Raw genomic sequence first — 20,943 nt, 5'->3', positions numbered from 1 at the left:
TTAAAATTTAAAGACCCATACTTTTGTAGAAATTTGTATACGCTTCTGCGAATGCATCTTTCGTGGCGAAAGGTAAAAAAGGTTTTCCTGAAGATTCTATAAATTTTGTTAAACTTGAAGATACGTTTGGTGATGCTATAATTACGGCATCAGAATGCAAGATACTAGCCTTTAGCACGTTTTCGTAATTTGGTATTTCCAAATCCGCTATAGCTTCATGTGGAACACCATCAAACTTCACCTTATTAATCATTTCTAAATCCAGATTTTCATCAAAAGACTGACCGTAAACAGAGGTCACAATTTTTGTTTCAGAAAACAAAGCTTCATTTTTGTAATAATGCTTCATGTAAATCGGAAGCATAGCTGCTAACCACCCATGAACATGAATAATATCAGGAACCCAATTGAGTTTTTTTACTGTTTCTACAACTCCTTTAGCAAAAAAGATAGCTCTCTCGTCATTGTCAGGATACAAAACCCCTTCTTCGTCGGCAAAAGTTGCCTTACGTTTAAAATATTCATCATTATCGATAAAATACACCTGAATTCTTTCTTTCGGAATTGAAGCTACCTTAATAATCAATGGCATATCTAAATCATTCACTACCAAATTCATTCCTGAAAGTCTAATTACTTCGTGGAGCTGATGTCTTCTTTCGTTGATATTCCCATATCTTGGCATGAAAATTCTTATCTGTCCTCCCTGATCATTAATCATTTTCGGAACGTCATAAGACATTAAGGAAACCTCATTTTCAGCCAAATAAGGCACGACTTCAGATGATACATATAATATCCTCTTATCTTTCATAATAGTATTTTACTTAATTTTTGGTAATAAAAACGTTGCAAAATTACAAAAATTTATGCAGTTATTAACTAATATATTATGTTTGCACTAAATTTTAATAATACCGCCATGCATATTTTCTACGGTAAAGTAGCTTTGATAGCTTATTTGAAAACTATCAAAACCACAAATTCGACCATCGGGTTTGTACCAACAATGGGCGCTTTACACCAAGGGCATCTGGCTTTAATGCAAAGATCCCTTAAAGAAAACGACGATACTGTAGTGAGTATTTTCGTCAATCCTACTCAGTTTAACAATCCCGAAGACCTCGCAAAATATCCCAGAACCATTGAAGAAGACATCAAGAAAATGCGCGTTTTGAGTGACAAAATGATTTTATATGCACCCTCTGTAGAAGATATATATGAAGGAAATACTGTTTCCCAGAATTTTGATTTTGACGGATTAGAAAATCAAATGGAAGGAAAATTCAGACCCGGACATTTTAATGGGGTCGGGACAATTGTAAAACGTTTATTTGAAATTGTAAGTCCGACAAATGCCTATTTTGGAGAGAAAGATTTCCAGCAATTGCAAATTGTCAAAAAAATGGTCGAAAAGAACCATATGCCTGTTAATGTCGTAGGCTGTCCTATTTTCAGAGAAGAAAATCAACTGGCGATGAGTTCGCGTAATGAGCGCTTAACTGCTGAGGAAAGAAAAGAAGCCGCAATCATTTATAAAACGTTAACAGAAGCGAAGGAAATATTCCAGACCAGTACGCCGCAGGAAACAATAGAATTTGTTGAAAATTCTTTCAAAAACAATGAAAGATTTGAATTAGAATATTTTGTCATTGCTGATGAATCCACATTATTATCTGTCGATCATAAAAGTAAAGACAAAAAGTACCGTGCATTTATAGCGGTATTTGTTAATTCTATAAGACTGATTGACACCATTTCATTAAATTAATTTACCTTTGCACCATGCAAATTCAAGTTATAAAATCAAAAATTCATCGTGTAAAAGTAACGGGAGCCGATTTAAATTATATTGGCAGTATTACTATTGACGAAACATTACTGGAAGCTTCGAACATTATTGAAGGAGAGAAAGTAGCTATTGTGAACATTAATAATGGCGAACGCTTTGAAACTTATGCTATTAAAGGAGAAAAAAATTCAGGAGAAATTACCCTGAATGGCCCTGCAGCAAGAAAAGTTCAAAAAGACGATATTATTATCATTATATCCTATGCAACCCTGGAATTTGAAGAGGCTAAAACCTTCAAGCCATGGATCATTTTCCCTAATGAAAACGACAATTCGTTAACCTAAATTTTTCTTTTACACCTTATTCCTTCAGCGATTGACAAAATTATTTTTGCCAGTGACGCTTTCTTTTGCCCTATGTCAAAGTAAATTTTAGGCAAAATACTGTATTGCTATTTTAGAATCCCAAAATAATAAAAAAGCAAATAAAGTGTTATATTGCTACACTATTTCAATACTTTTAAATCACTGAAATATCCCAAATCATGAAAAAAGTTTACTTATTACTTACTTTAATTTCTGTTTCTGTTTTTTCACAGAAAAAATTTGACAACATTACATCCGAAAAACTAGGAGAGGAAAGAAGAATAACTATTGGGCTTCCTGCCTCTTACGAAGCCAATCCTGAAAAAAAATATCCGGTTTTATATCTGTTAGACGGTGATTATTTATTTGATCCGTTCTCCGGAGCATTAAGTTATGGTTCCTATTGGGGAGATTTACCCGAAGTGATTATAATTGGTATTCATCAAAATAAAAATGATGAACGCGAAGACGATACCACAATTGACCAAAACACCGGACTTCCCTTTGAAAAAGGAGCTGATTTTTTTGAATTTGTTGGTGCCGAACTGGTTCCTTACATCGAAAAAAAATATCGTACTTCCCCTTTCCGGATTATTGCCGGGCATGATGTAACGGCAAGTTTTATCAATTTTTATCTCTACAAGGAACAGCCTCTTTTTAATGCTTACATTGCTTTTAGTCCGGAACTTGCCAATAAAATGGAAGTTAGAATCCCTGAAAAATTTGCGAAAGTAACAGAACCTTTATTTTACTACTTATCTGCAGCAGACGGAGACAATAAAAAAATCAAGGAACCTATCGAAAAGTTGGACAGCAATATTAAAATTGCCAATAATCCGCTAGTGAATTATAAATACGATTTATTTAAAGGCACAACACATTATACAGAGGTTTTACATGCAATCCCGAGCGCTTTATACCAAATATTTGAAGTCTACAGACCTATAGATTCTGCTGAATACAACAACAAAATTGCTATTCTTGAAACAGGTTACGCTGATTATCTGGAGAATAAATACAATGTAATGTCTAAAGTTCTGGGAGTTCAGATACCGGTAAGAATGAGCGATTTCAAAATCATAGAAACCCTCATTCTAAAAAAGAATGCCTACGATGAATTGGGTAAAATGGCAGAAATTGGAAATGTAAATTATCCGAAAGCCATGTTGGGGGAATATGAACTGGGATTGATGTATGAAAAAATGGGTGATCCGAAAAGAGCTTCTAAAAAATACCAAAATGCTTCTCAGATGGAGCCAATCGGAGATTTGAACAAAGATGTAATGTACGAGAAAATCGATGAGATGAATACGCTTTCAAAAACAACTAAATAATGTCGAAAGTTAAAACTTCTTTTTTTTGTCAGAATTGCGGAACTCAGTATGCCAAATGGCAGGGACAATGCAATGCCTGCAAGGAATGGAATACTATTGCTGAAGAAATTATCCAGAAACAGGAAAAAGTGGCCTGGAAAAGCGAACCTACATCAAGCGGCAAAGCTCCGCGTCCGTTAAAAATTAACGAAATTGACTCGACTCAGGAAATTCGAATGGATACTACTGACGGCGAATTGAATCGTGTTCTGGGTGGCGGAATTGTTCCCGGCTCATTAATCCTTCTGGGCGGAGAACCCGGAATTGGGAAAAGTACCCTTTTACTGCAAATCTCCTTAAAATTACCTTATAAAACGCTTTATGTTTCCGGTGAAGAAAGTCAGAAACAAATAAAAATGCGCGCCGAAAGAATCACACCTAACAGCGACAATTGTTATATCCTGACCGAAACAAAAACGCAAAATATATTCAAACAAATTGAAGCTATTGAGCCTGAAATTGTAATTATTGACTCTATTCAGACTTTGCATACGGATTATATCGAGTCCACTGCCGGAAGTATTTCGCAGATTCGGGAAACTACCGCTGAGCTCATCAAGTTCGCCAAAGAAACCAATATCCCGGTGATCTTAATCGGACATATTACGAAAGACGGAAACATTGCCGGACCGAAAATCCTGGAACATATGGTCGATACCGTTTTACAGTTTGAAGGCGACCGAAATCATGTGTACCGAATCTTACGTGCGTTAAAAAACCGTTTCGGATCAACTGCCGAGCTGGGAATTTACGAAATGCTGGGAAGCGGTTTGCGGGAAGTAAGTAATCCGTCGGAAATTTTAATATCGCACAAAGACGAAGAAATGTCGGGAACTGCTATTGCCACCACTATGGAAGGCATGCGTCCGCTGATGATCGAAATCCAATCGCTTGTAAGTACCGCTGTTTACGGAACCCCACAGCGAAGCACAACGGGTTACAACGCTAAAAGACTCAATATGATTCTGGCCGTTTTAGAAAAAAGAGCCGGATTTCGTTTAGGCGCAAAAGACGTTTTTCTAAATGTAACCGGTGGAATTTCTGTTGATGATCCTGCTATAGACTTAGCCGTTGTGGCTGCCATTTTATCTTCCAATGAGGATATTCCGGTCACCAAAGGATTCTGCTTTGCAGGTGAAGTTGGTTTGTCAGGAGAAATTCGCCCGGTAAACCGGGTAGACCAAAGAATTCAGGAAGCCGAAAAATTAGGATTCAACACTATATTTGTTTCCAAGTACAATAAAATTGCTTTAAAAAACGCAGGAATCAAAATTGAACTTGTGGCTAAAATCGAAGATGTAGCCAGTATTCTTTTTGGTTAATTTTTTATAAAACCTACTTTATGAAATTCCCCAAACAAAAAATAATAAAAGCACTCTTAATACTTGCCCTGGTATTAGCAGTGCTTTTTTCAGGATTTTACTTTTTTCGCAATTCACTGCTAAAACAGGCAATTGCCAAAGTAACCCGCAAAATGAATGTTGAATACAACAGTACTTTTTCTGTCAAATCGGCTACGTTTGACGGATTATCAGGGATCAGGCTGACGGATGTGGTTTTGGTTCCTAAAAATGCGGACACTCTTTTTAATATTCAAAAAATTGAAACCAGCATCAGTCTGTCCAATTTATTAATTGGTGACGTTCAGGTTGGGACATTAAAAGTCAATAACGGTTATATTCAATTAGTCAAAAAAGGAAAAATCCGCAATTTTGATGCTTTCTTAAAAAGAGATCAATCCGACACTGATAAAAATGAGAAACGCAAATATGCTGCTTTTGCCTATCGCATTATTTCAAAACTACTGAATCTGGTTCCGACAGATATGAAGCTGGAGAATTTAAATTTCAGAATTGATGATAACGGCAAAAAAACGTCTATTGCCGTAAATAAGCTTGTATTAAACAACAAGCAACTCGAAACCAGCCTTCATGTCCAAAGCAAAGATTTCGATCAGCGCTGGAACATAAAAGGATTTGCAGATCCGAGAAACAAAAAAGCAGATATCCGTTTTTTCAATCTCGATACAGGTGCCATAAAAGTTCCGTATCTGGACGAGCGCTACAACCTGAAAGCCAGCTTTGACTCGATACGCCTCAACGTGGCAAATATCGAAAAAGACGGAAGCGAATTGCATATTGACGGCTATACTTCTATTTCAAACTTAAAAATCAATCACCCGAAAATTGCCAGCAAAGATGTTGTGATTAAAAATGCACGTTTTGATTACCGCTTTTTATTAGGAGATGATTTTATCTCGATCGACAGCACTTCAACCATGCAGCTGAATAAAATAAAAGTCCGTCCTTACGTTTCTTACAATACCGAGAAAGATACCGTTTACACTTTAAAAGTTGACATTCCGAAGATGAAAGCGCAGGATTTTATCGTTTCTCTGCCTGATGGATTGTTTACGCATTTCCAGGGAATGGAAGCTACCGGAAATTTTGATTACAAACTGGATTTCAAATTCAATAAAAACAAACCAAATGCACTTGTTTTTGACAGTAAACTAAACAAAGAAGATTTAAGAATCACAAAATACGGCGAGGCCGATCTTAACAAACTGAACGGAGAATTTGTGTATCGCGCGATCATTCAAAATGTATTGCAGCGGCCTGTTTTGGTTGGAAATGCAAATCCGAATTACACCCCTCTGGATCAGATTTCACCTTATCTACGAAAATGTGTACTGACGACCGAGGATCCTTCTTTCTTTTCGCATCGTGGCTTTATTAATGAAGCTTTCAAACAATCAATCTTAAAGAACATCAGAACCAAAAAATTCTCCCGCGGTGCCAGCACCATTAGCATGCAATTGATTAAAAATGTTTTCCTGACCCGCGAAAAAACAGTTTCGCGCAAACTGGAAGAAATTTTACTGGTTTACATTTTAGAAAACAACCGAATTGTAAGCAAAGAACGAATGCTGGAAGTGTATTTCAATATTATTGAATGGGGACCAAATGTATACGGAATTGGCGAAGCAAGTCATTTTTATTTCCAGAAAAGCCCATCGGCATTGAGTTTAAATGAATGTCTCTTTTTGGCAACGATTATTCCGAAGCCCAGAAAATTCATGTATCAGTTTAACGATCAGGGAAATTTAAGAGACTACGCGGTTAAAAATCAGAAATTCCTAAGCAACTTAATGTTACGTCGTGGCGTTTTAATTTCCGAAGATACAATTGGCGGACTTTCTCCGGTTTATATTTCAGGAAATGCACGTTCTTTACTACGCATTAAAGCCCCGGATTCAACAGCAGTTCCGGTTGATTCTTTAGCTATTGGAGATGAATTTGATTTGTAAACACGAATTACTTAAATAAAAAAAATCCACAAATTATCACAGATTAACCCGTGACAATTTGTGGAATTCTTGTTTATTTTAAAACAGTACTTAAGGAGCCGGATCCGGAATTATTGCCTGAACGGCTGCAATTTCAGTCAGGATTTCTTTTGACAAAAATACATCAATCGTATCGATGTTTTCTTTTAATTGTTCCAGCGTTGTTGCACCAATAATGGCACTTGTCAAAAAGGGCTGTTGCAAAACAAATCCCATGGCAAGTTCCGTTAGGGTTAATCCGTGTTTATGAGCGATTTCCTGATATAATCTTGTCGCTTGCGTACATTGATCGCTATTGTAACGGGTGTATTGCGGGAAAAGATTGATTCTTGCCTTTGGATGTGCTTCTCCGGTTAAAAATTTACCGGTTAAAACACCAAACGCTAAAGGAGAATAGGCTAATAATCCCACGTTCTCATATTTGGCAACTTCGGAAGAACCTACTTCAAAAAGACGATTTAATAAATTATACGGATTTTGAACTGTTTTGATTCTTGGAAGATTGTGGTACTTGCTTTCTTCCAGGAAGCGCATCATTCCCCATGCATTTTCGTTAGAAACGCCAATATGTTTTATTTTTCCATCTTTGATTAAGCCATCGAAAGTTTCCAGAACTTCCCTGAAATTATCTTCCCACACGGCATCATGATCTTTGAAATTGCGTTGTCCGAAATAATTGGTTGGTCTTTCCGGCCAATGCATCTGATACAAATCGATATAATCTGTCTGAAGGCGTTTTAAGCTGTTTTCTAAAGCGTATTTAATACTTTCCGGAGAGAAATCTATTTTATCACGCATGTAGGTGAAATTCGGGTTCGGACCCGCAATTTTGGATGCCAAAACCACTTTATCGCGATTTCCTGATTTTTTAAACCACGTTCCAATGATCTTCTCTGTACTTCCATAAGTTTCCTGACGTGCCGGAATCGAATACATTTCGGCTGTATCAAAAAAGTTAACGCCTCTTTCGAATGCATAATCCATTTGGGCATGTCCTTCGGCTTCTGTATTTTGCTGACCAAAAGTCATTGTACCAAGGTTGATTTTACTAACTTTTATATCGGTATTGGGTAAAGTTGTGTATTTCATTTTGTTTTTTGAGGTTCTAAGGTGCTGATTTGCTAAGAGTCTAAGTTTTTCTTTTGACCAAGAAGCTTCAAAGATACAACGGGATTCTTCAAATGAAAATTCTACAAAAGTTAAAAAAAGGATAAGTTTTTTTGAGGTTCTGAGTTAATAAGGCTCTAAGATTCTAAGTTTTATTATAGACTTTTAACGGGATTTTGAAACGAATTAAAAACCCTGATCACAAAGATTGAGTTATCTTTAATTTGATAAAGAATTTTAAAATTCCTTACTATAATTCTTCTGCAATCCAATCTGTATTCATCTAATTGAAATTGTTCTGCAAAAACAATATGATTTGGACTATTAAATAATTCAACTCTAATTTTAAGTGCCGTTTCTTTAGAGATTTTATTCTTTATTGAAATGTAAATTTCTTTTAAATCTTGTTTTGCGTTTGCTGTCCAAAAAATTTTGATTTTGATATTACTCATTATCCCAATCCTGCATTTCTTTAGATAAATCTTCTTGTGAAGTTATTCGATTGTATTTAACGTCATTCAAACCTTCTTCAACCTTATTATGATATTCAGACAAGGTCAAAGGATTTCCTTTTGCATCGTAAGACACAACTTCATTTAAATAATTATCAAATACTGAAGAGACAATACGCAATACTTTCTCGTCTGCTAAATCTAGCTGATTTCGTATTTTATCTTTTAATTCGGGAAGTCCCATAATCCTGATTTTTTGAATTTCAAAGTTACAAAAATATAAATTCAATATAGATAATTTAAACTAAACCTATATTGAAACTTGCCGGAACAAAAAAAGGCCCAAAGTTAAAAACTCTGAGCCTTTGTTCCTTTGAACCTTTGTTCCTAAAAAGAACCTTAGTTGATGCTATTCAACATCTCCGCAATTTCATCTAATCTTGGCGTTAAGATGATCTCGATTCTGCGGTTTTTGGCTTTTCCTTCCGGAGTTTCGTTGCTGGCCAGTGGTGAAAATTCGCTGCGCCCTGCTGCCGTTAGTTTTTGTTTGTTGATTTTAGTGTTTTCGCTTAGGATATTTACAATGGCAGTGGCTCTTTTGGTAGACAGATCCCAGTTGTTTGCAATTGGTCCTGAACCTGCGTACGGATCATCGTCTGTATGGCCTTCGATCAAAACAGAAAGATCAGGATTATCTCCTAATACTTTTCCTAACTCGACTACTGCTTTTCTTCCTTCAGTTCCAACCGCCCAGCTTCCTGAATTGAAAAGCAATTTGTTTTCCATGGAAACATATACTTTTCCATTTTTTTGTTCCACTGTCAAACCTTTTCCTTCAAAACCATTTAAGGCTTTCGATAAGGTTTCTTTCAGTTTTTTCATGGCGGCTTCTTTGGCGGCAATCATAGCTTCCAGTTCGTTTAAGCGGCTTGCTGTTTTATCTAAACGGGCTTGTTCTTCGGCTAATTTTTTAGATTTTGCTTCTAATTGTGCCAACAATTCACGATTTTTATTCATGTTGCTTTCCAGCGCATCGTTGCTGTTTTTCTCAAGAGCATTGTAGGAATCCTGAAGCACTTTGTACTTTTTCTGTTCCGCAGCTAAATCGGCTTTTTGTTTTTCAAGATCTGATTTTGTGCTGGCCAGATCTTTGGTTAACTTATCACGATCCAATTCCAATTGATTTTTTGATTTCTTTAAATCAGAATTTTCGTCAGCAATAGAGCGGTTTTCTTTTTTCAGATCTGAATATTTCGATTCAAGATCATTGTAAATTTTCTTAGAAACACAAGAAGTAGTGGATAAAGCTAAAACTAACAATCCGATTGAGGCTTTTTTAATCATTTTATTTACTTTTTATTTGAGGCGTTTAATAATTTAATTTCTTGTCTTTCGAAATATAAGGGTTCAGATGTCCCGCTAACTATAAAATGGCATTCTTTTCCGGCTCCCTAAACTAGAGAATATTAGCGCTCTATCTTTCAATACACTCAGAATGACAGCTTAAAAACGTTATTTTCTTCACAAGAACAATACCAGAAATTATTCGATTTCGACTAAAACCGGACAATGGTCAGAATGAATCGCATCCGGTAAAATAACAGCGCGTTTCAATCGGTGTTGCAAAGAATCGCTTACCAGATTGTAATCGATACGCCATCCTTTGTTATTTCCACGGGCTCCGGCACGATAGCTCCACCAGGAATAATGATGTGCCTCTTTGTTGAAATGGCGGAAACTGTCAATAAAACCGGATTTCATAAAACCATCTAACCAGGCGCGTTCTGACGGTAAAAACCCGGAAACAGTTTTATTACGAACCGGATCATGAATGTCTATCGCTTCATGACAAATATTGTAATCCCCGCAAATTACCAAATTTGGAATGGTAAGTTTCAGCTCATTTACATACGTCTGAAAATCATCCATAAACATAAATTTATGATCCAGTCTTTCGATATTTGTTCCTGACGGAAGGTACAGACTCATTACAGAACAGTCGTCAAAATCGGCACGAAGGTTACGTCCTTCAAAATCCATATGCTGAATTCCGGTTCCGTAAACGACATTGTTGGGTTTTATTTTAGATAAAATTGCCACACCGCTATATCCTTTTTTTGTTGCGGGGTAGTAGTACTGATACGGATAACCCGCTGCAGTAATAGCTTCTACAGGAATCTGCTCCTGCGATGCTTTTATTTCCTGAAGGCAAATAACATCCGGATTGGCATGTTGCAGCCAATCGATAAATCCTTTTGAAATTGCGGCTCTGATTCCGTTTACATTATAAGAAATAATTTTCATTACAGTTTTTTTTTAGGATTTCAAATGTAATAAAAAAGTGGAAAGTTTGTGTTTGAAACAGCAAAAAGTAGAGTTTTTTGTTATCTTTGTTCGCTGCTCTAATAAATTAAAAATAGTACATGGGTTTAGTTACCGCGAAAGAAGTTGCAAAGGCAATAAATGTTGACAAGTACGGAGTACTGGGTACTTTTTCAGGCTGGATGCTTATGAAGGTTCTTAAGATATCTACCCTGAACAAGATTTACGACCATAATAAACATTTAGAGGATGTTCCGTTTTTAAACGGGATTTTGGATGAAATGGAAATTAAATTCGAAATTCCTGAAGAAGATTTAAAGCGTTTACCAAAAGATGGCGCCTACATTACCATTTCAAATCATCCTCTGGGAGGGATTGATGGTATTTTATTATTGAAATTAATGCTTGAAAGAGAGCCTAATTTTAAGATTATTGCCAACTTTTTACTGCACCGAATTGTTCCGCTTAAGAAATACATCATGCCGGTGAATCCTTTTGAAAATCACAAGGATGCCAAATCAAGTGTGGTTGGAATTAAGGAAACATTGCGTCACTTAAGTGATGGGAAACCTCTTGGAATTTTCCCTGCCGGTGAAGTTTCAACTTATAAGGATGGAAAATTAGTCGTTGATAAACCCTGGGAAGAAGGCGCACTGAAATTAATCAGAAAAGCGAAAGTTCCAGTGGTACCGATTTATTTTCACGCCAAAAACAGCAGATTATTTTACTGGCTTTCTAAAATTGATGATACTTTACGTACCGCAAAATTACCATCTGAATTGCTAACGCAAAGAGACCGCGTTATAAAAGTTCGTATTGGTAAGCCGATTTCTGTAAACGAGCAAAACGAAATTGAATCGTTTGAAGAATACTCAGAATTTTTAAGAAAGAAAACTTATATGCTTGCCAATCCTTTTGAAAAGGACAGCAAGCTGCTTGACACGGCAAGTTTAAAAATCCCGAAAGCACCTAAAAAAATCGTTACTCCGGCAAGTGAGTCAGCAATGATTGACGAAGTAAATGCCTTGAGAAACAGCGATTGCCGTTTATTACAAAGTAAAAACTACGAAGTGTTTTTTGCAAGAGCCAAAGCGGTTCCGAACATTCTGCATGAAATTGGTCGTTTACGTGAAATTACTTTCCGTGAAGTAGGAGAAGGAACCAACGAGTCTATAGATTTAGACAAATTCGATCAATATTATCACCATATGTTTTTGTGGGATGATGAAACCAAAAAAATTGCAGGTGCCTACCGTATGGGATTGGGTTCTGAGATTTATCCGAAATTTGGAATTGAAGGTTTCTATCTGAATGATCTGTTCCGATTTGAGCCAGAATTACATGATATGATGCACAAATCAATCGAAATGGGACGTGCTTTTATCATCAAGGATTATCAGCAAAAACCAATGCCTTTGTTCTTGTTGTGGAAAGGAATTATTCACACTACCCTGCGTTATCCTGAGCACAAATATCTGTTGGGCGGCGTAAGTATCAGTAATCAGTTTTCTGACTTCTCAAAATCTTTGATGATTGAGTTTATGAAATCCAACTATTACGATCCTTATATTGCACAGTACATCCACCCTAAAAAAGCATACAAAGTAAAACTGAAAGACGCAGACAAAGACTTTATTTTTGATGAAGCAGAATCTGATCTGAATAAATTTGATAAAATTATTGACGAATTAGAGCCCGGTAATTTACGTTTGCCTGTTTTGATTAAAAAGTATATCAAGCAGAATGCGCGCGTAGTGGCTTTTAACGTAGATCCTTTGTTTAATAATGCCATAGACGGCTTAATGTACATCAGAATCGCAGATATTCCTGAAAGCACCATGAAACCCGTTATTGAAGAGTTTCAAATAGAATTAGAGCGTAAACTATCTGAAAAAGAAGATTAACCCTTTAATCACCAAATAAAAAACCCGTTTCAACATGAAACGGGTTTTTTATTTTAGAGAATGCAGGTTAGGCTACTTCCTTTCCAATGTCATCCATTTCATCAAACTCCTCTTTTGGATCTGAACCATATTCATTTGTGCCATCATCTCCTTCGGTACAAAGTACTATGAAAAGCCAAATCACACCTACTAAAGGAATAATTAAAATAAATAAAAACCAGCCGCTTTTGCCAACATCATGTAATCTTCTGATCATTACGGCAAGTCCGGGAATAAAAACCGCCAGACTGTATACACCCCTAAGGATTCCAAGTTCACCAATACCAGATGTTAATCCACAAAAATACTCCAGCATTCTTAAGATTACAGATATAAGTATAGTTGCCAGAGCATAGTACCAATATTCACTTCTTCTGGCTCTTCCGTTAAAATTTGCGTAATTTTCAAAAACTACTTTTTTGTACCATTCAATCATAATCGATATCTCTTAATTTTACCTACTACTCAGGATTTTCAGTTAACTCCTTTTACTTTTGTTATTTCATCAAAAGTTCTTTTCTGAACAAAAAAAATACAAGTTCTCTCGTTTGAAAGAACTTGCATTTTAGTAAAGAAAAAATCCCATTTAGTAAATGGGATTTATATGTTTTAGAACCAGCCTTTTTTACCAACCTGATACGTCTGGTAAAAATCTTCATCTGATTTTGTAAGATAAATGATTCCTTCAACGAAACCAATTATTCCTGCAATACCACAGGTTACAATACTTAAAACGAGTTGAATTACTCCTTCCTGAGTGTACCCTAAAACGAATTTATGAATTCCTAAATATCCGAAAATTATCCCCAAAACTCCTGCAAGAACTTTTTTATTTTCCTGTCTTACAGTTGGGGGAGTATTCCATGATTCTGGTTTTGTCTCTTCCATGTTATATTTCTTTTTAAAGATTATTAAAGTTCAACTTTTCCAATTTCATCAATAGTGTCACTATCGCTTTTAGGATCAGTACCATATTCGTTTGTTCCTTTATCTCCCTCAGTAGCCAACAATATAATATTATAAATAGGGATAAGAATGTACCATCCACTTTTACCAACATCATGCATTCTTCTGATTGCAACTGCAATTGAAGGAATGAAAACCGCTAAACTATAAATATTTACCAGAGGAGCCAGACTAGGAGATATCAATGCGAAAACCAAACCTAATACAAAACCTAACACAAAACTGATAATAAGATTTGCCAAAAAGAACATCCAGTATTCTTTTCTTCTCGCTCTGCCTTCAAAATTTGCGTAATTTTCAAAAACCACTTTTTTGTACCATTCAATCATAATAAACAATATTAGTTAAGTTAATTCCTACTCTTAAGGATTTTCGGTTACTCCCTGATTCTCAAAGACAACCTTTATTTAGATTAATTCTTCGAAAATAACAAACAATATTATTAAAAATTACCTAATAAAACTAATTATGAATGGAATATTTAGAAGAAAACGCTCGTTATTTAAATCTAAAATTAAAGTTAATTAATCCTGTAAACTGCCTTTATTTTATCTACAATTACCTGTGCAAGTCGCTCATGACTCTCAAATGTCCATCCGGCTATATGTGGTGTTAACAAAACGTTTTTAGCATCCAGTAAATACTGAAAGGCTTCCGGTGTATTATTATCCTGAAAAAGGGTTTCAAAAGACAACTTTTCATATTCCAGAACATCAAGACCTGCTCCCAGAACTTTTCTTGCTTTCATGGCTTCTACTAAATCTGCCGTAACAATATTTTTACCACGGGAAGTATTTATAATCCAGAAAGGCTTTGCAAAGGCGTTTATGAAATCGGTATTTACCATTTTATCCGTTTCCGGAGTCCACGGAAGATGTAAACTCAGCACATCTGCTTTTTGCTGTAATTCGTGCAATGAAACCTGTGCAGCGTTTTCGTCACCGACATTTTCTAAAATATCATAACAAAGAACATTAACCTCAAATCCGCGAAGTTTTTTGGCAAATGCTTTTCCCATGTTTCCATAACCGATAATACCTACTGTTTTCCCGTCAAGTTCATGTCCGCGGTTGCTTTCCCTATTCCAGTGTCCGGCTTTTATTTCTGCATCAGCCTGATTTAAATTATTAAACAAGGACAGGATTACGCCCAAAGAATGTTCTGCAACAGCGTTGCGATTACCTTCCGGCGCAGCTATTAAATGAATTCCCCTGGCTTCGGCATATTCACAATCAATGCTTTCTAAACCCGCACCCACTCTGGCAATAAACTGTAAGTTGGCTGCTTTATCGAGAAAAGTTTTATCGATTTTAAAACGACTCCGAATGACGATTCCGTTATAATCCTGAATTTTGCTTTCGATTTCTTCTTTAGAAGATTTAAAATCTGCATGGTTTTCAAAACCGGCTTCTTCTAATTGTCCCCAAAGTATGGGATTATTGCTATCGATATGTAGAATTTTGATACTCATAAATTAAAACTTTATTAGAAAAACAAAGTAACAAAAAAATTGCCGTTTATTATTTTAACAAAAGTAATTCCCCATAAAATGCGTAAATTCGCATAAAAAGGAATATGAAAACAATTGGCTTAATTGGAGGAATGTCTTGGGAAAGCTCTTCTTTATATTATCAGATAATAAACAGAACCATTCAGGAAAAATTAGGAGGTGTTCATTCTGGTAAATCGCTGCTGTATTCTGTAGATTTTAATGAAATTGCAGTATTGCAAAAAGAAGGAAACTGGGAAAAACTGGGGCAATTAATGGTTGAAGCTGCACAAAAACTCGAAAAAGGCGGTGCTGATTTTATTATTTTATGTACCAACACGATGCACAAAGTATCGGATGAAATAGAAAAAAGTGTCTCAATTCCTTTAGTACATATCGTTGACGCAACTGCCGAAAAGATTGAGGAGAAAAGTATAAAAAAAATAGGTTTATTAGGCACGTCGTTTACCATGGAACAAGATTTTTTCAAACTTCGTTTACTTGAAAAATATAATATCGAAACCATAATCCCGAACGAGAAACAAAGAGCAGATATACACCGCATTATATATGAAGAATTAGTAAAGGGAATTATAAACGCTGATTCAAGAAATCTCTTTCTGGAAATAATTACCGGTTTAATTCACAAAGGAGCCGAAGGAATAATATTGGGTTGCACAGAAATCGAATTATTAATTACTAATGAATATACTAATGCTGAATTATTTAATACTGCTGAAATTCATGCAAAGAAAGCTGTAGCATTTTCATTAGAATCAACTATTAAAACTTAAAAATGAAATTAACGAAAACTTTTAATGCTTTTTTTGAAAACGAAAAATCAGGAGGACTCCTTTTGCTTTTTGTGACCATTGCCTCACTTATTCTTGCTAATTCCTCTTTTCAGACGGAGTATATTTCATTTTGGGAAAAAGACCTGGGACATCATTCCATAACCCATTGGATCAATGACGGTTTGATGACTATTTTCTTTTTACTCATTGGTTTAGAACTGGAACGCGAAATTTATCACGGTGAATTATCGAATATCAAAAATGCTTCCTTACCCATAATGGCAGCATTTGGAGGAATGTTAATTCCTGCCGCAATCTTTCTGGCTTTGAATTTTGGCACTGCGACCCAAAACGGAGCAGGAATTCCGATGGCTACCGATATTGCTTTTGCTATTGGAATTTTATCTCTTTTAGGAAGCAAAGTTCCTGCATCACTAAAAATATTTTTAACCGCCCTTGCGGTCATCGATGATTTGGGTGCTATAATTGTAATAGCTGTTTTTTATACGAAATCAATTTCTTTCTTAAACCTTGCCATTGCGTTAGGGATTTGGGGAGTTCTTTTTATTCTGAACCGCAAAAAAGTGCACTATATTCTTCCTTATTTAATCGGAGGAACTGCGATGTGGTATTTTATGCTGAATTCCGGTGTCCATGCTACTATAACAGGAGTCATATTAGCTTTTGTAATTCCGTTTGGAGATGGCGGAGAAAACTCGATATCGCATAAACTACAACACTATCTACACAAACCGGTAGCGTTTTTTATATTGCCATTGTTTGCTGTTGCCAATACCTGCATCGCCATAAAACCAGACTGGCACGAAGGTTTAAATCACCCCAATACCTTTGGAATCGTCTTGGGTCTTGTTCTCGGAAAACCATTAGGAATTTTACTTTTCTCTTTTATCGGAGTTAGTGCGGGAATTTGTTCTTTGCCAAAAGAATTAAAATGGCCTCATATTTTAGGCGCCGGAATGCTGGGCGGAATTGGTTTTACCATGTCGATATTCATTACCATTTTGGCTTTTAAAGATCCCGAAACTATTGTTTTTTCTAAAATTGCCATTTTAATAGCCTCAATGCTTTCTGGTTTTTTTGGTTATTTCTACTTAAAATATACTTTGAAAGAAAAGAAAAAAAAGAAACTGATTAGAAAATAAAAATCTTTAAGCATCAAAAACAAAATTCCAAATTCCAATTCGATCATCAGAATTGGAATTTGGAATTTTTATATGTTGGAATTTTATTAAATTTTATCCCTTGATCTGTTTCAGGGAAGTTTTGATTCCTTTGATTAAAGATGAACTGAAACCATTGTGTTCCATTTCATTCAAACCGACAATTGTACAGCCTTGAGGCGTTGTAACACGATCGATTAGTTGTTCCGGATGTACTTTTTCTTCTAACAGCATTTTGGCCGCTCCTTTTACCGTTTGCGCTGCAATTGCGAGAGCAGTATTCGAATCGAATCCAATCTCGATTCCGGCCTGCATAGAGGCACGAATATAACGCAAAGCATACGCAGTACCACAAGCACCTAAAACAGTCGCTGCATCCATCAATTTTTCATCAATTACCGGAGCCGTTCCCAGGTCCTGAAACAAATCAACTATTGGCAATGCTTTTTCCCTGTCTTTTTCAGGAAAAGAGATACAGGTTGCTGATTCTCCAAACTGGGCCGCGATGTTGGGCATAATCCGGATTACAGGATATTCATTGTTTGTTTTGGACTGGAGCACCTCAAGAGACAAACCGCTTACTGCCGAAGCAATCGTTTTATTTTTTATTACCGGTAAAATCTCTGCCAGGACCGTATCCACCTGATAGGGTTTTATGGTTAGAATCACCACATCGGCCTCCTGAATTTGATGTTTGTTATCGGATGAAACCGTAATTCCGTGTTCTGATAAATATTGAATACTGGCTGTGTTTCGCCTTGTAACGGTTACCTGATTGTTTTTAGAGAATTTTGCAATTCCCAAGGCTATAGAAACCCCAAGATTTCCCCCTCCTATAATGTGTACTTTCATTGCTTGTTTTTTGGCTGGTTAATAGCTTATTTTTCAGCCACAAATTACATAGATTTTATAGATTTTTAATCACTGTAATCCATTAATTTGTTGCAAAAACTTAAAACCCAAGAATCAGTTTGGCCACTCCGAAATAGAGCATAATTCCAAAAACGTCATTGGTTGTCGTGATAAAAGGTCCCGTCGCAATCGCGGGATCAATTTTGTTTTTATGCAGGAAAAGCGGCACTAAGGTTCCTAGGGTTGCAGCAAATAAAATGACTACAATCATCGAAATTGAAATTGCCATTCCTACCAGATACTGCTGGTACATGATCGAATGGTATCCTAACAAAAGCAACGATATGATACTTCCGGAAATCATCGATACTGAAATCTCCTTGCTGAAATATCCGCGACTGAATTCTTTCAGTGTTCCGTTCGCCAGACCCTGAACGACAATTGCCGAAGCCTGAACACCAATATTTCCGGCTGTTGCCGAAAGTAATGGCACAAAAATAATTAAGGTTGAATATTTTTGAAAAGTAGCTTCGTTTCCTTTCAGGACAAAAGACGCTACAATCTCGATCACCATTCCGATTAAAAGCCACGGCAAACGTGCTTTGGTCAACTCCAAAACACTGTCGTTGGATTCTACGTCTTGCGTAATACCCGCTGCCAATTGGTAATCTTTGTCTGCCTCGTCCTTGATTACGTCAACAATATCATCAATGGTAATTCGACCCACCAGACGCCCCAGTTCATCTACAACCGGAATGGCTTCCAAATCGTATTTTTGCATGATACGGGCTACCTCAACATCTTCTGTATCTACGTTTACGAAATTTAATTTTCTGATATAAATGTCACCGATTTGTGTTTTGGTAGAAGTAGTCAGCAAGTCTTTAAGTGACAATCTTCCTTTTAAGCGGTTTTCATCATCGACCACATAAATAGAATGTACCCTGGATACATTTTCAGCCTGAATACGCATTTCTTTCACACAGGTCAGCACATTCCAGTTTTCATTGACTTTTACGAGCTCTTTTCCCATCAGACCACCCGCGGAATTTTCGTCGTAACGCAATAAGTCAACAATGTCCTTTGCATGTTCAACGTCAATTAACTCCGAGATTACTTCCGCTTTAATTTCCTGTGACAGCTCCGCGATAATATCTGCCGCATCATTCGTCTCCAATTCATCAAGTTCTTCTGCAATCTCCTTAGGCGAAAGTCGGCTTAAGATATTTTCACGCAAATCATCTTCTAACTCCAGAAGGATCTCTGCTGTTTTATCACTATCTAAAACTTTAAAAATATACGTTGCTTCGTCAAAATCCAGTTCATCAAGGATTTCAGCAATATCAGCGTGGTGCATATCATTAAGCAAAACTTCAAGTTCCTTGTCGTTTTTGTTAACAATGTGCTCTTCTAATTGTTGGATTAATTCTTTGCTAACTTTGAACTCCATCGGCTTCTATTTTTTGAGTCAAAACAATAAATTCGTCTACGCTAAGCTGCTCCGGACGTTTATCAAAGATAACGTCTAATCGCAGAGAATCTGATAAATTTAATGTTTTCAAACTGTTACGTAATGTTTTTCGTCTTTGCTGAAAAGCCGTTTTTACCACTGTAAAAAACAACTTTTCGCTACAAGGAAGACTGTAATCTTCCTTTCGGGTCATTTTCATCACACCCGATTTCACCTTGGGCGGAGGAATAAAAACATTTTCGTCAACAGTAAATAAATACTCTGTAACATAGAAAGCCTGAGCCAGAACGGATAAGATTCCGTAAGCCTTTGAACCTTTTTTCTCGCAGATTCGTTCTGCAACTTCTTTTTGAAACATTCCCGAAAATTCAGGAATCTGATGTTTAAGTTCTAAAGTCCTGAAAACAATCTGAGTCGAAATATTATACGGAAAGTTTCCGATAATAGCGAACTGCTTGTCTTCATACACTTCTTTTATATTGTATTTCAGGAAATCCTGAGAGATAATTTTATCTTTTAATTTTGGATAATTTTCACCCAAATACACCACAGATTCTGTGTCAATCTCGATTACGTGTGTATTAATTGGTTTGTCAAGTAAATATTTAGTTAACACACCCATCCCCGGTCCTATTTCTAAAACCTCATCGTATCCTTTTAAACTTAAAGTATCTGCAATTGCTTTGGCGATACTTTCGTCTTTCAGGAAATGTTGTCCTAAATGTTTTTTGGCTTTTACTTTTTCCATTGTCTTTTTTTAGATTCTTAGATGGTTAGACTTTAAGATTGTTAGATTCTCGAAATATCGAATAATCTAAAGATCAAATAATCTAAAAATCTCTTTTTTTTACTTGCCAAAATAATGAACTCATCAATGTTTTGGTCCCATAATTTTGACATACTAACTCGATTTTATAACAATCAGAAAATTGTCTTTGTTTTTATCCTCTCTATTTTTTACAGGAAATCTGCTTATCCTTTCACTTAAGCGTAAAAAACTATAAAATCTTTCCGTTTTAGACAACTTCAGAAAATCTTCCTGTTGTTGCTTATTACTTTCTTCTTTAGTTTGAAATCGAATTTCCATAATTTTCTTTTTTTAGCTGATACTGAAAACCGGGACTGAAAACTTACGTTTAATGTTCCGAAATAACTTCCAGCTCTGTTCGGAAAGAAAGCATTTTATCTGCAAATAATCCCAAAGCTTCCCTTTGAAATTGCGGTTCATCTTCGATATAAAACTGCTCTAAAGTGGCCTTACTATCGGTAACATATTGAACGGAATACGTAATGCCGCCCATTTCTTCTTCAATCAAAACTTTTACAATTCGTGCCGAAGAGAATTTTTGTGTGGCTAAAATTTCGGGTATATGTTTTTCCTGCATCCACTTTAACCATTGGTCGTGCACGCTTTCGTGTATATTGGTCGTAACGTTGTAAATAATCATTTTCTGTTTAGATTGTTAGACTTCTTAGATTTTTAGATT

Annotated in this window: 22 protein-coding genes; 8 read left to right on the top strand and 14 right to left on the bottom strand. The window is 36.0% G+C overall.

The window, feature by feature from the left end; all coding sequences use genetic code 11:
- Positions 1-7: 7 nt before the first annotated feature.
- The gene (locus tag HAV12_RS01715; protein ID WP_171568205.1) at positions 8-814 is read right to left on the bottom strand and encodes a glycogen/starch synthase; all 807 of its coding nucleotides are present in this window, start codon (positions 812-814) and stop codon (positions 8-10) included.
- A gap of 78 nt (positions 815-892) precedes the next feature.
- Here HAV12_RS01715 and panC point away from each other — a divergent pair, with 78 nt between their 5' ends.
- The 5 genes from panC (at position 893) to HAV12_RS01690 (ending at position 6,840) form a co-directional block, all read left to right on the top strand.
- Entirely contained in the window at positions 893-1,771 is an 879-nt protein-coding gene (gene panC / locus HAV12_RS01710) for a pantoate--beta-alanine ligase (RefSeq protein WP_171568204.1), read from the top strand.
- Positions 1,772-1,785: 14 nt separating this feature from the next.
- Positions 1,786-2,136, top strand: a complete 351-nt coding sequence (gene panD / locus HAV12_RS01705) for an aspartate 1-decarboxylase (protein WP_017495920.1) — start codon at positions 1,786-1,788, stop codon at positions 2,134-2,136.
- A 200-nt stretch (positions 2,137-2,336) separates the two neighbouring features.
- On the top strand, positions 2,337-3,491 hold the full coding sequence (locus HAV12_RS01700) for an alpha/beta hydrolase (RefSeq protein ID WP_132033117.1): 1,155 nt from the start codon (positions 2,337-2,339) through the stop codon (positions 3,489-3,491).
- Positions 3,491-4,852 (top strand): DNA repair protein RadA, encoded by a 1,362-nt coding sequence (radA, locus tag HAV12_RS01695; protein WP_171568203.1) that lies wholly within the window; start codon positions 3,491-3,493, stop codon positions 4,850-4,852. The genes HAV12_RS01700 and radA overlap by 1 nt, the downstream gene beginning before the upstream one ends.
- 20 nt (positions 4,853-4,872) lie before the next feature.
- Complete coding sequence (locus HAV12_RS01690; protein WP_171568202.1) at positions 4,873-6,840, top strand: transglycosylase domain-containing protein; 1,968 nt, start codon at positions 4,873-4,875, stop codon at positions 6,838-6,840.
- Positions 6,841-6,930: 90 nt separating this feature from the next.
- Here HAV12_RS01690 and HAV12_RS01685 read toward each other — a convergent pair whose 3' ends face one another.
- From HAV12_RS01685 to HAV12_RS01665, 5 genes are all read right to left on the bottom strand, one after another.
- On the bottom strand, positions 6,931-7,968 hold the full coding sequence (locus HAV12_RS01685) for an aldo/keto reductase (RefSeq protein WP_171568201.1): 1,038 nt from the start codon (positions 7,966-7,968) through the stop codon (positions 6,931-6,933).
- Between the two features lie 173 nt (positions 7,969-8,141).
- Complete coding sequence (locus tag HAV12_RS23025) at positions 8,142-8,438, bottom strand: type II toxin-antitoxin system RelE/ParE family toxin (protein WP_171568200.1); 297 nt, start codon at positions 8,436-8,438, stop codon at positions 8,142-8,144.
- Positions 8,431-8,682: a hypothetical protein gene (locus HAV12_RS01675; RefSeq protein ID WP_171568199.1), complete on the bottom strand. Its 252-nt coding sequence runs from the start codon at positions 8,680-8,682 to the stop codon at positions 8,431-8,433. Before HAV12_RS01675 ends, HAV12_RS23025 begins: the two co-directional genes overlap by 8 nt.
- Positions 8,683-8,837: 155 nt before the next feature.
- Positions 8,838-9,782 carry an OmpA family protein gene (locus HAV12_RS01670; RefSeq protein WP_132033109.1) on the bottom strand — a complete coding sequence of 315 codons (945 nt, stop codon included), beginning with the start codon at positions 9,780-9,782 and terminating at the stop codon, positions 8,838-8,840.
- 198 nt (positions 9,783-9,980) lie between these two features.
- Positions 9,981-10,742, bottom strand: a complete 762-nt coding sequence (locus HAV12_RS01665) for an exodeoxyribonuclease III (RefSeq protein ID WP_171568198.1) — start codon at positions 10,740-10,742, stop codon at positions 9,981-9,983.
- Between the two features lie 119 nt (positions 10,743-10,861).
- Between HAV12_RS01665 and HAV12_RS01660 the strand changes: the two genes are divergently transcribed.
- Positions 10,862-12,664, top strand: coding sequence for a lysophospholipid acyltransferase family protein (locus HAV12_RS01660; RefSeq protein ID WP_132033105.1), 1,803 nt, complete (start codon positions 10,862-10,864; stop codon positions 12,662-12,664).
- Positions 12,665-12,731: 67 nt separating this feature from the next.
- Here the strand turns inward: HAV12_RS01660 and HAV12_RS01655 are convergent, their stop codons facing one another.
- The 4 genes from HAV12_RS01655 to HAV12_RS01640 all read right to left on the bottom strand — a co-directional run bounded on the left by HAV12_RS01655 (position 12,732) and on the right by HAV12_RS01640 (position 15,140).
- The gene (locus HAV12_RS01655; RefSeq protein WP_171568197.1) at positions 12,732-13,139 is read right to left on the bottom strand and encodes a DUF805 domain-containing protein; all 408 of its coding nucleotides are present in this window, start codon (positions 13,137-13,139) and stop codon (positions 12,732-12,734) included.
- Between the two features lie 173 nt (positions 13,140-13,312).
- Positions 13,313-13,591: a TM2 domain-containing protein gene (locus tag HAV12_RS01650; RefSeq protein WP_132033101.1), complete on the bottom strand. Its 279-nt coding sequence runs from the start codon at positions 13,589-13,591 to the stop codon at positions 13,313-13,315.
- A gap of 23 nt (positions 13,592-13,614) precedes the next feature.
- Positions 13,615-13,998 carry a DUF805 domain-containing protein gene (locus HAV12_RS01645; protein ID WP_171568196.1) on the bottom strand — a complete coding sequence of 128 codons (384 nt, stop codon included), beginning with the start codon at positions 13,996-13,998 and terminating at the stop codon, positions 13,615-13,617.
- A 191-nt stretch (positions 13,999-14,189) separates the two neighbouring features.
- Positions 14,190-15,140 (bottom strand): 2-hydroxyacid dehydrogenase, encoded by a 951-nt coding sequence (locus HAV12_RS01640; protein WP_171568195.1) that lies wholly within the window; start codon positions 15,138-15,140, stop codon positions 14,190-14,192.
- A gap of 104 nt (positions 15,141-15,244) precedes the next feature.
- On the opposite strand from HAV12_RS01640, the gene HAV12_RS01635 reads away from it, so the two are divergent.
- Together HAV12_RS01635 and nhaA are read left to right on the top strand one after the other, a co-directional pair.
- Positions 15,245-15,952, top strand: a complete 708-nt coding sequence (locus HAV12_RS01635; RefSeq protein ID WP_171568194.1) for an aspartate/glutamate racemase family protein — start codon at positions 15,245-15,247, stop codon at positions 15,950-15,952.
- 2 nt (positions 15,953-15,954) lie between these two features.
- Entirely contained in the window at positions 15,955-17,115 is a 1,161-nt protein-coding gene (nhaA, locus tag HAV12_RS01630) for a Na+/H+ antiporter NhaA (RefSeq protein WP_171568193.1), read from the top strand.
- 93 nt (positions 17,116-17,208) lie between these two features.
- Here the strand turns inward: nhaA and proC are convergent, their stop codons facing one another.
- From proC to HAV12_RS01610, 4 genes are all read right to left on the bottom strand, one after another.
- A complete protein-coding gene (gene proC / locus HAV12_RS01625) occupies positions 17,209-17,985 on the bottom strand; it encodes a pyrroline-5-carboxylate reductase (RefSeq protein WP_171568192.1) in 777 nt (258 codons plus the stop codon).
- 100 nt (positions 17,986-18,085) lie between these two features.
- Positions 18,086-19,435, bottom strand: a complete 1,350-nt coding sequence (gene mgtE, locus HAV12_RS01620) for a magnesium transporter (RefSeq protein WP_171568191.1) — start codon at positions 19,433-19,435, stop codon at positions 18,086-18,088.
- A complete protein-coding gene (rsmA, locus tag HAV12_RS01615; RefSeq protein ID WP_132033087.1) occupies positions 19,419-20,204 on the bottom strand; it encodes a 16S rRNA (adenine(1518)-N(6)/adenine(1519)-N(6))-dimethyltransferase RsmA in 786 nt (261 codons plus the stop codon). Before rsmA ends, mgtE begins: the two co-directional genes overlap by 17 nt.
- A 388-nt stretch (positions 20,205-20,592) precedes the next feature.
- Positions 20,593-20,904, bottom strand: a complete 312-nt coding sequence (locus HAV12_RS01610; protein ID WP_171568189.1) for a DUF4286 family protein — start codon at positions 20,902-20,904, stop codon at positions 20,593-20,595.
- Positions 20,905-20,943 lie beyond the last annotated feature (39 nt).

Source organism: Flavobacterium sp. CLA17, from assembly GCF_013112255.2.
Lineage (GTDB): Bacteria > Bacteroidota > Bacteroidia > Flavobacteriales > Flavobacteriaceae > Flavobacterium > Flavobacterium circumlabens.
This window is presented reverse-complemented; position numbering and strand designations above follow the sequence as displayed.

Excerpts from the sequence above, each read along its gene's own strand:
- HAV12_RS01715 (WP_171568205.1), bottom strand. The coding sequence starts at position 814 with ATGAAAGATAAGAGGATATTATATGTATCATCTGAAGTCGTGCCTTAT.
- rsmA (WP_132033087.1), bottom strand. The coding sequence starts at position 20,204 with ATGGAAAAAGTAAAAGCCAAAAAACATTTAGGACAACATTTCCTGAAA.
- panC (WP_171568204.1), top strand. The coding sequence starts at position 893 with ATGTTTGCACTAAATTTTAATAATACCGCCATGCATATTTTCTACGGT.
- HAV12_RS01660 (WP_132033105.1), top strand. The coding sequence starts at position 10,862 with ATGGGTTTAGTTACCGCGAAAGAAGTTGCAAAGGCAATAAATGTTGAC.
- nhaA (WP_171568193.1), top strand. The coding sequence starts at position 15,955 with ATGAAATTAACGAAAACTTTTAATGCTTTTTTTGAAAACGAAAAATCA.
- panD (WP_017495920.1), top strand. The coding sequence starts at position 1,786 with ATGCAAATTCAAGTTATAAAATCAAAAATTCATCGTGTAAAAGTAACG.
- HAV12_RS01635 (WP_171568194.1), top strand. The coding sequence starts at position 15,245 with ATGAAAACAATTGGCTTAATTGGAGGAATGTCTTGGGAAAGCTCTTCT.
- HAV12_RS01665 (WP_171568198.1), bottom strand. The coding sequence starts at position 10,742 with ATGAAAATTATTTCTTATAATGTAAACGGAATCAGAGCCGCAATTTCA.
- HAV12_RS01690 (WP_171568202.1), top strand. The coding sequence starts at position 4,873 with ATGAAATTCCCCAAACAAAAAATAATAAAAGCACTCTTAATACTTGCC.
- HAV12_RS01650 (WP_132033101.1), bottom strand. The coding sequence starts at position 13,591 with ATGGAAGAGACAAAACCAGAATCATGGAATACTCCCCCAACTGTAAGA.
- HAV12_RS01670 (WP_132033109.1), bottom strand. The coding sequence starts at position 9,782 with ATGATTAAAAAAGCCTCAATCGGATTGTTAGTTTTAGCTTTATCCACT.
- HAV12_RS01640 (WP_171568195.1), bottom strand. The coding sequence starts at position 15,140 with ATGAGTATCAAAATTCTACATATCGATAGCAATAATCCCATACTTTGG.
- mgtE (WP_171568191.1), bottom strand. The coding sequence starts at position 19,435 with ATGGAGTTCAAAGTTAGCAAAGAATTAATCCAACAATTAGAAGAGCAC.
- proC (WP_171568192.1), bottom strand. The coding sequence starts at position 17,985 with ATGAAAGTACACATTATAGGAGGGGGAAATCTTGGGGTTTCTATAGCC.
- HAV12_RS01610 (WP_171568189.1), bottom strand. The coding sequence starts at position 20,904 with ATGATTATTTACAACGTTACGACCAATATACACGAAAGCGTGCACGAC.
- HAV12_RS01645 (WP_171568196.1), bottom strand. The coding sequence starts at position 13,998 with ATGATTGAATGGTACAAAAAAGTGGTTTTTGAAAATTACGCAAATTTT.
- HAV12_RS23025 (WP_171568200.1), bottom strand. The coding sequence starts at position 8,438 with ATGAGTAATATCAAAATCAAAATTTTTTGGACAGCAAACGCAAAACAA.
- HAV12_RS01675 (WP_171568199.1), bottom strand. The coding sequence starts at position 8,682 with ATGGGACTTCCCGAATTAAAAGATAAAATACGAAATCAGCTAGATTTA.
- HAV12_RS01700 (WP_132033117.1), top strand. The coding sequence starts at position 2,337 with ATGAAAAAAGTTTACTTATTACTTACTTTAATTTCTGTTTCTGTTTTT.
- HAV12_RS01685 (WP_171568201.1), bottom strand. The coding sequence starts at position 7,968 with ATGAAATACACAACTTTACCCAATACCGATATAAAAGTTAGTAAAATC.
- radA (WP_171568203.1), top strand. The coding sequence starts at position 3,491 with ATGTCGAAAGTTAAAACTTCTTTTTTTTGTCAGAATTGCGGAACTCAG.
- HAV12_RS01655 (WP_171568197.1), bottom strand. The coding sequence starts at position 13,139 with ATGATTGAATGGTACAAAAAAGTAGTTTTTGAAAATTACGCAAATTTT.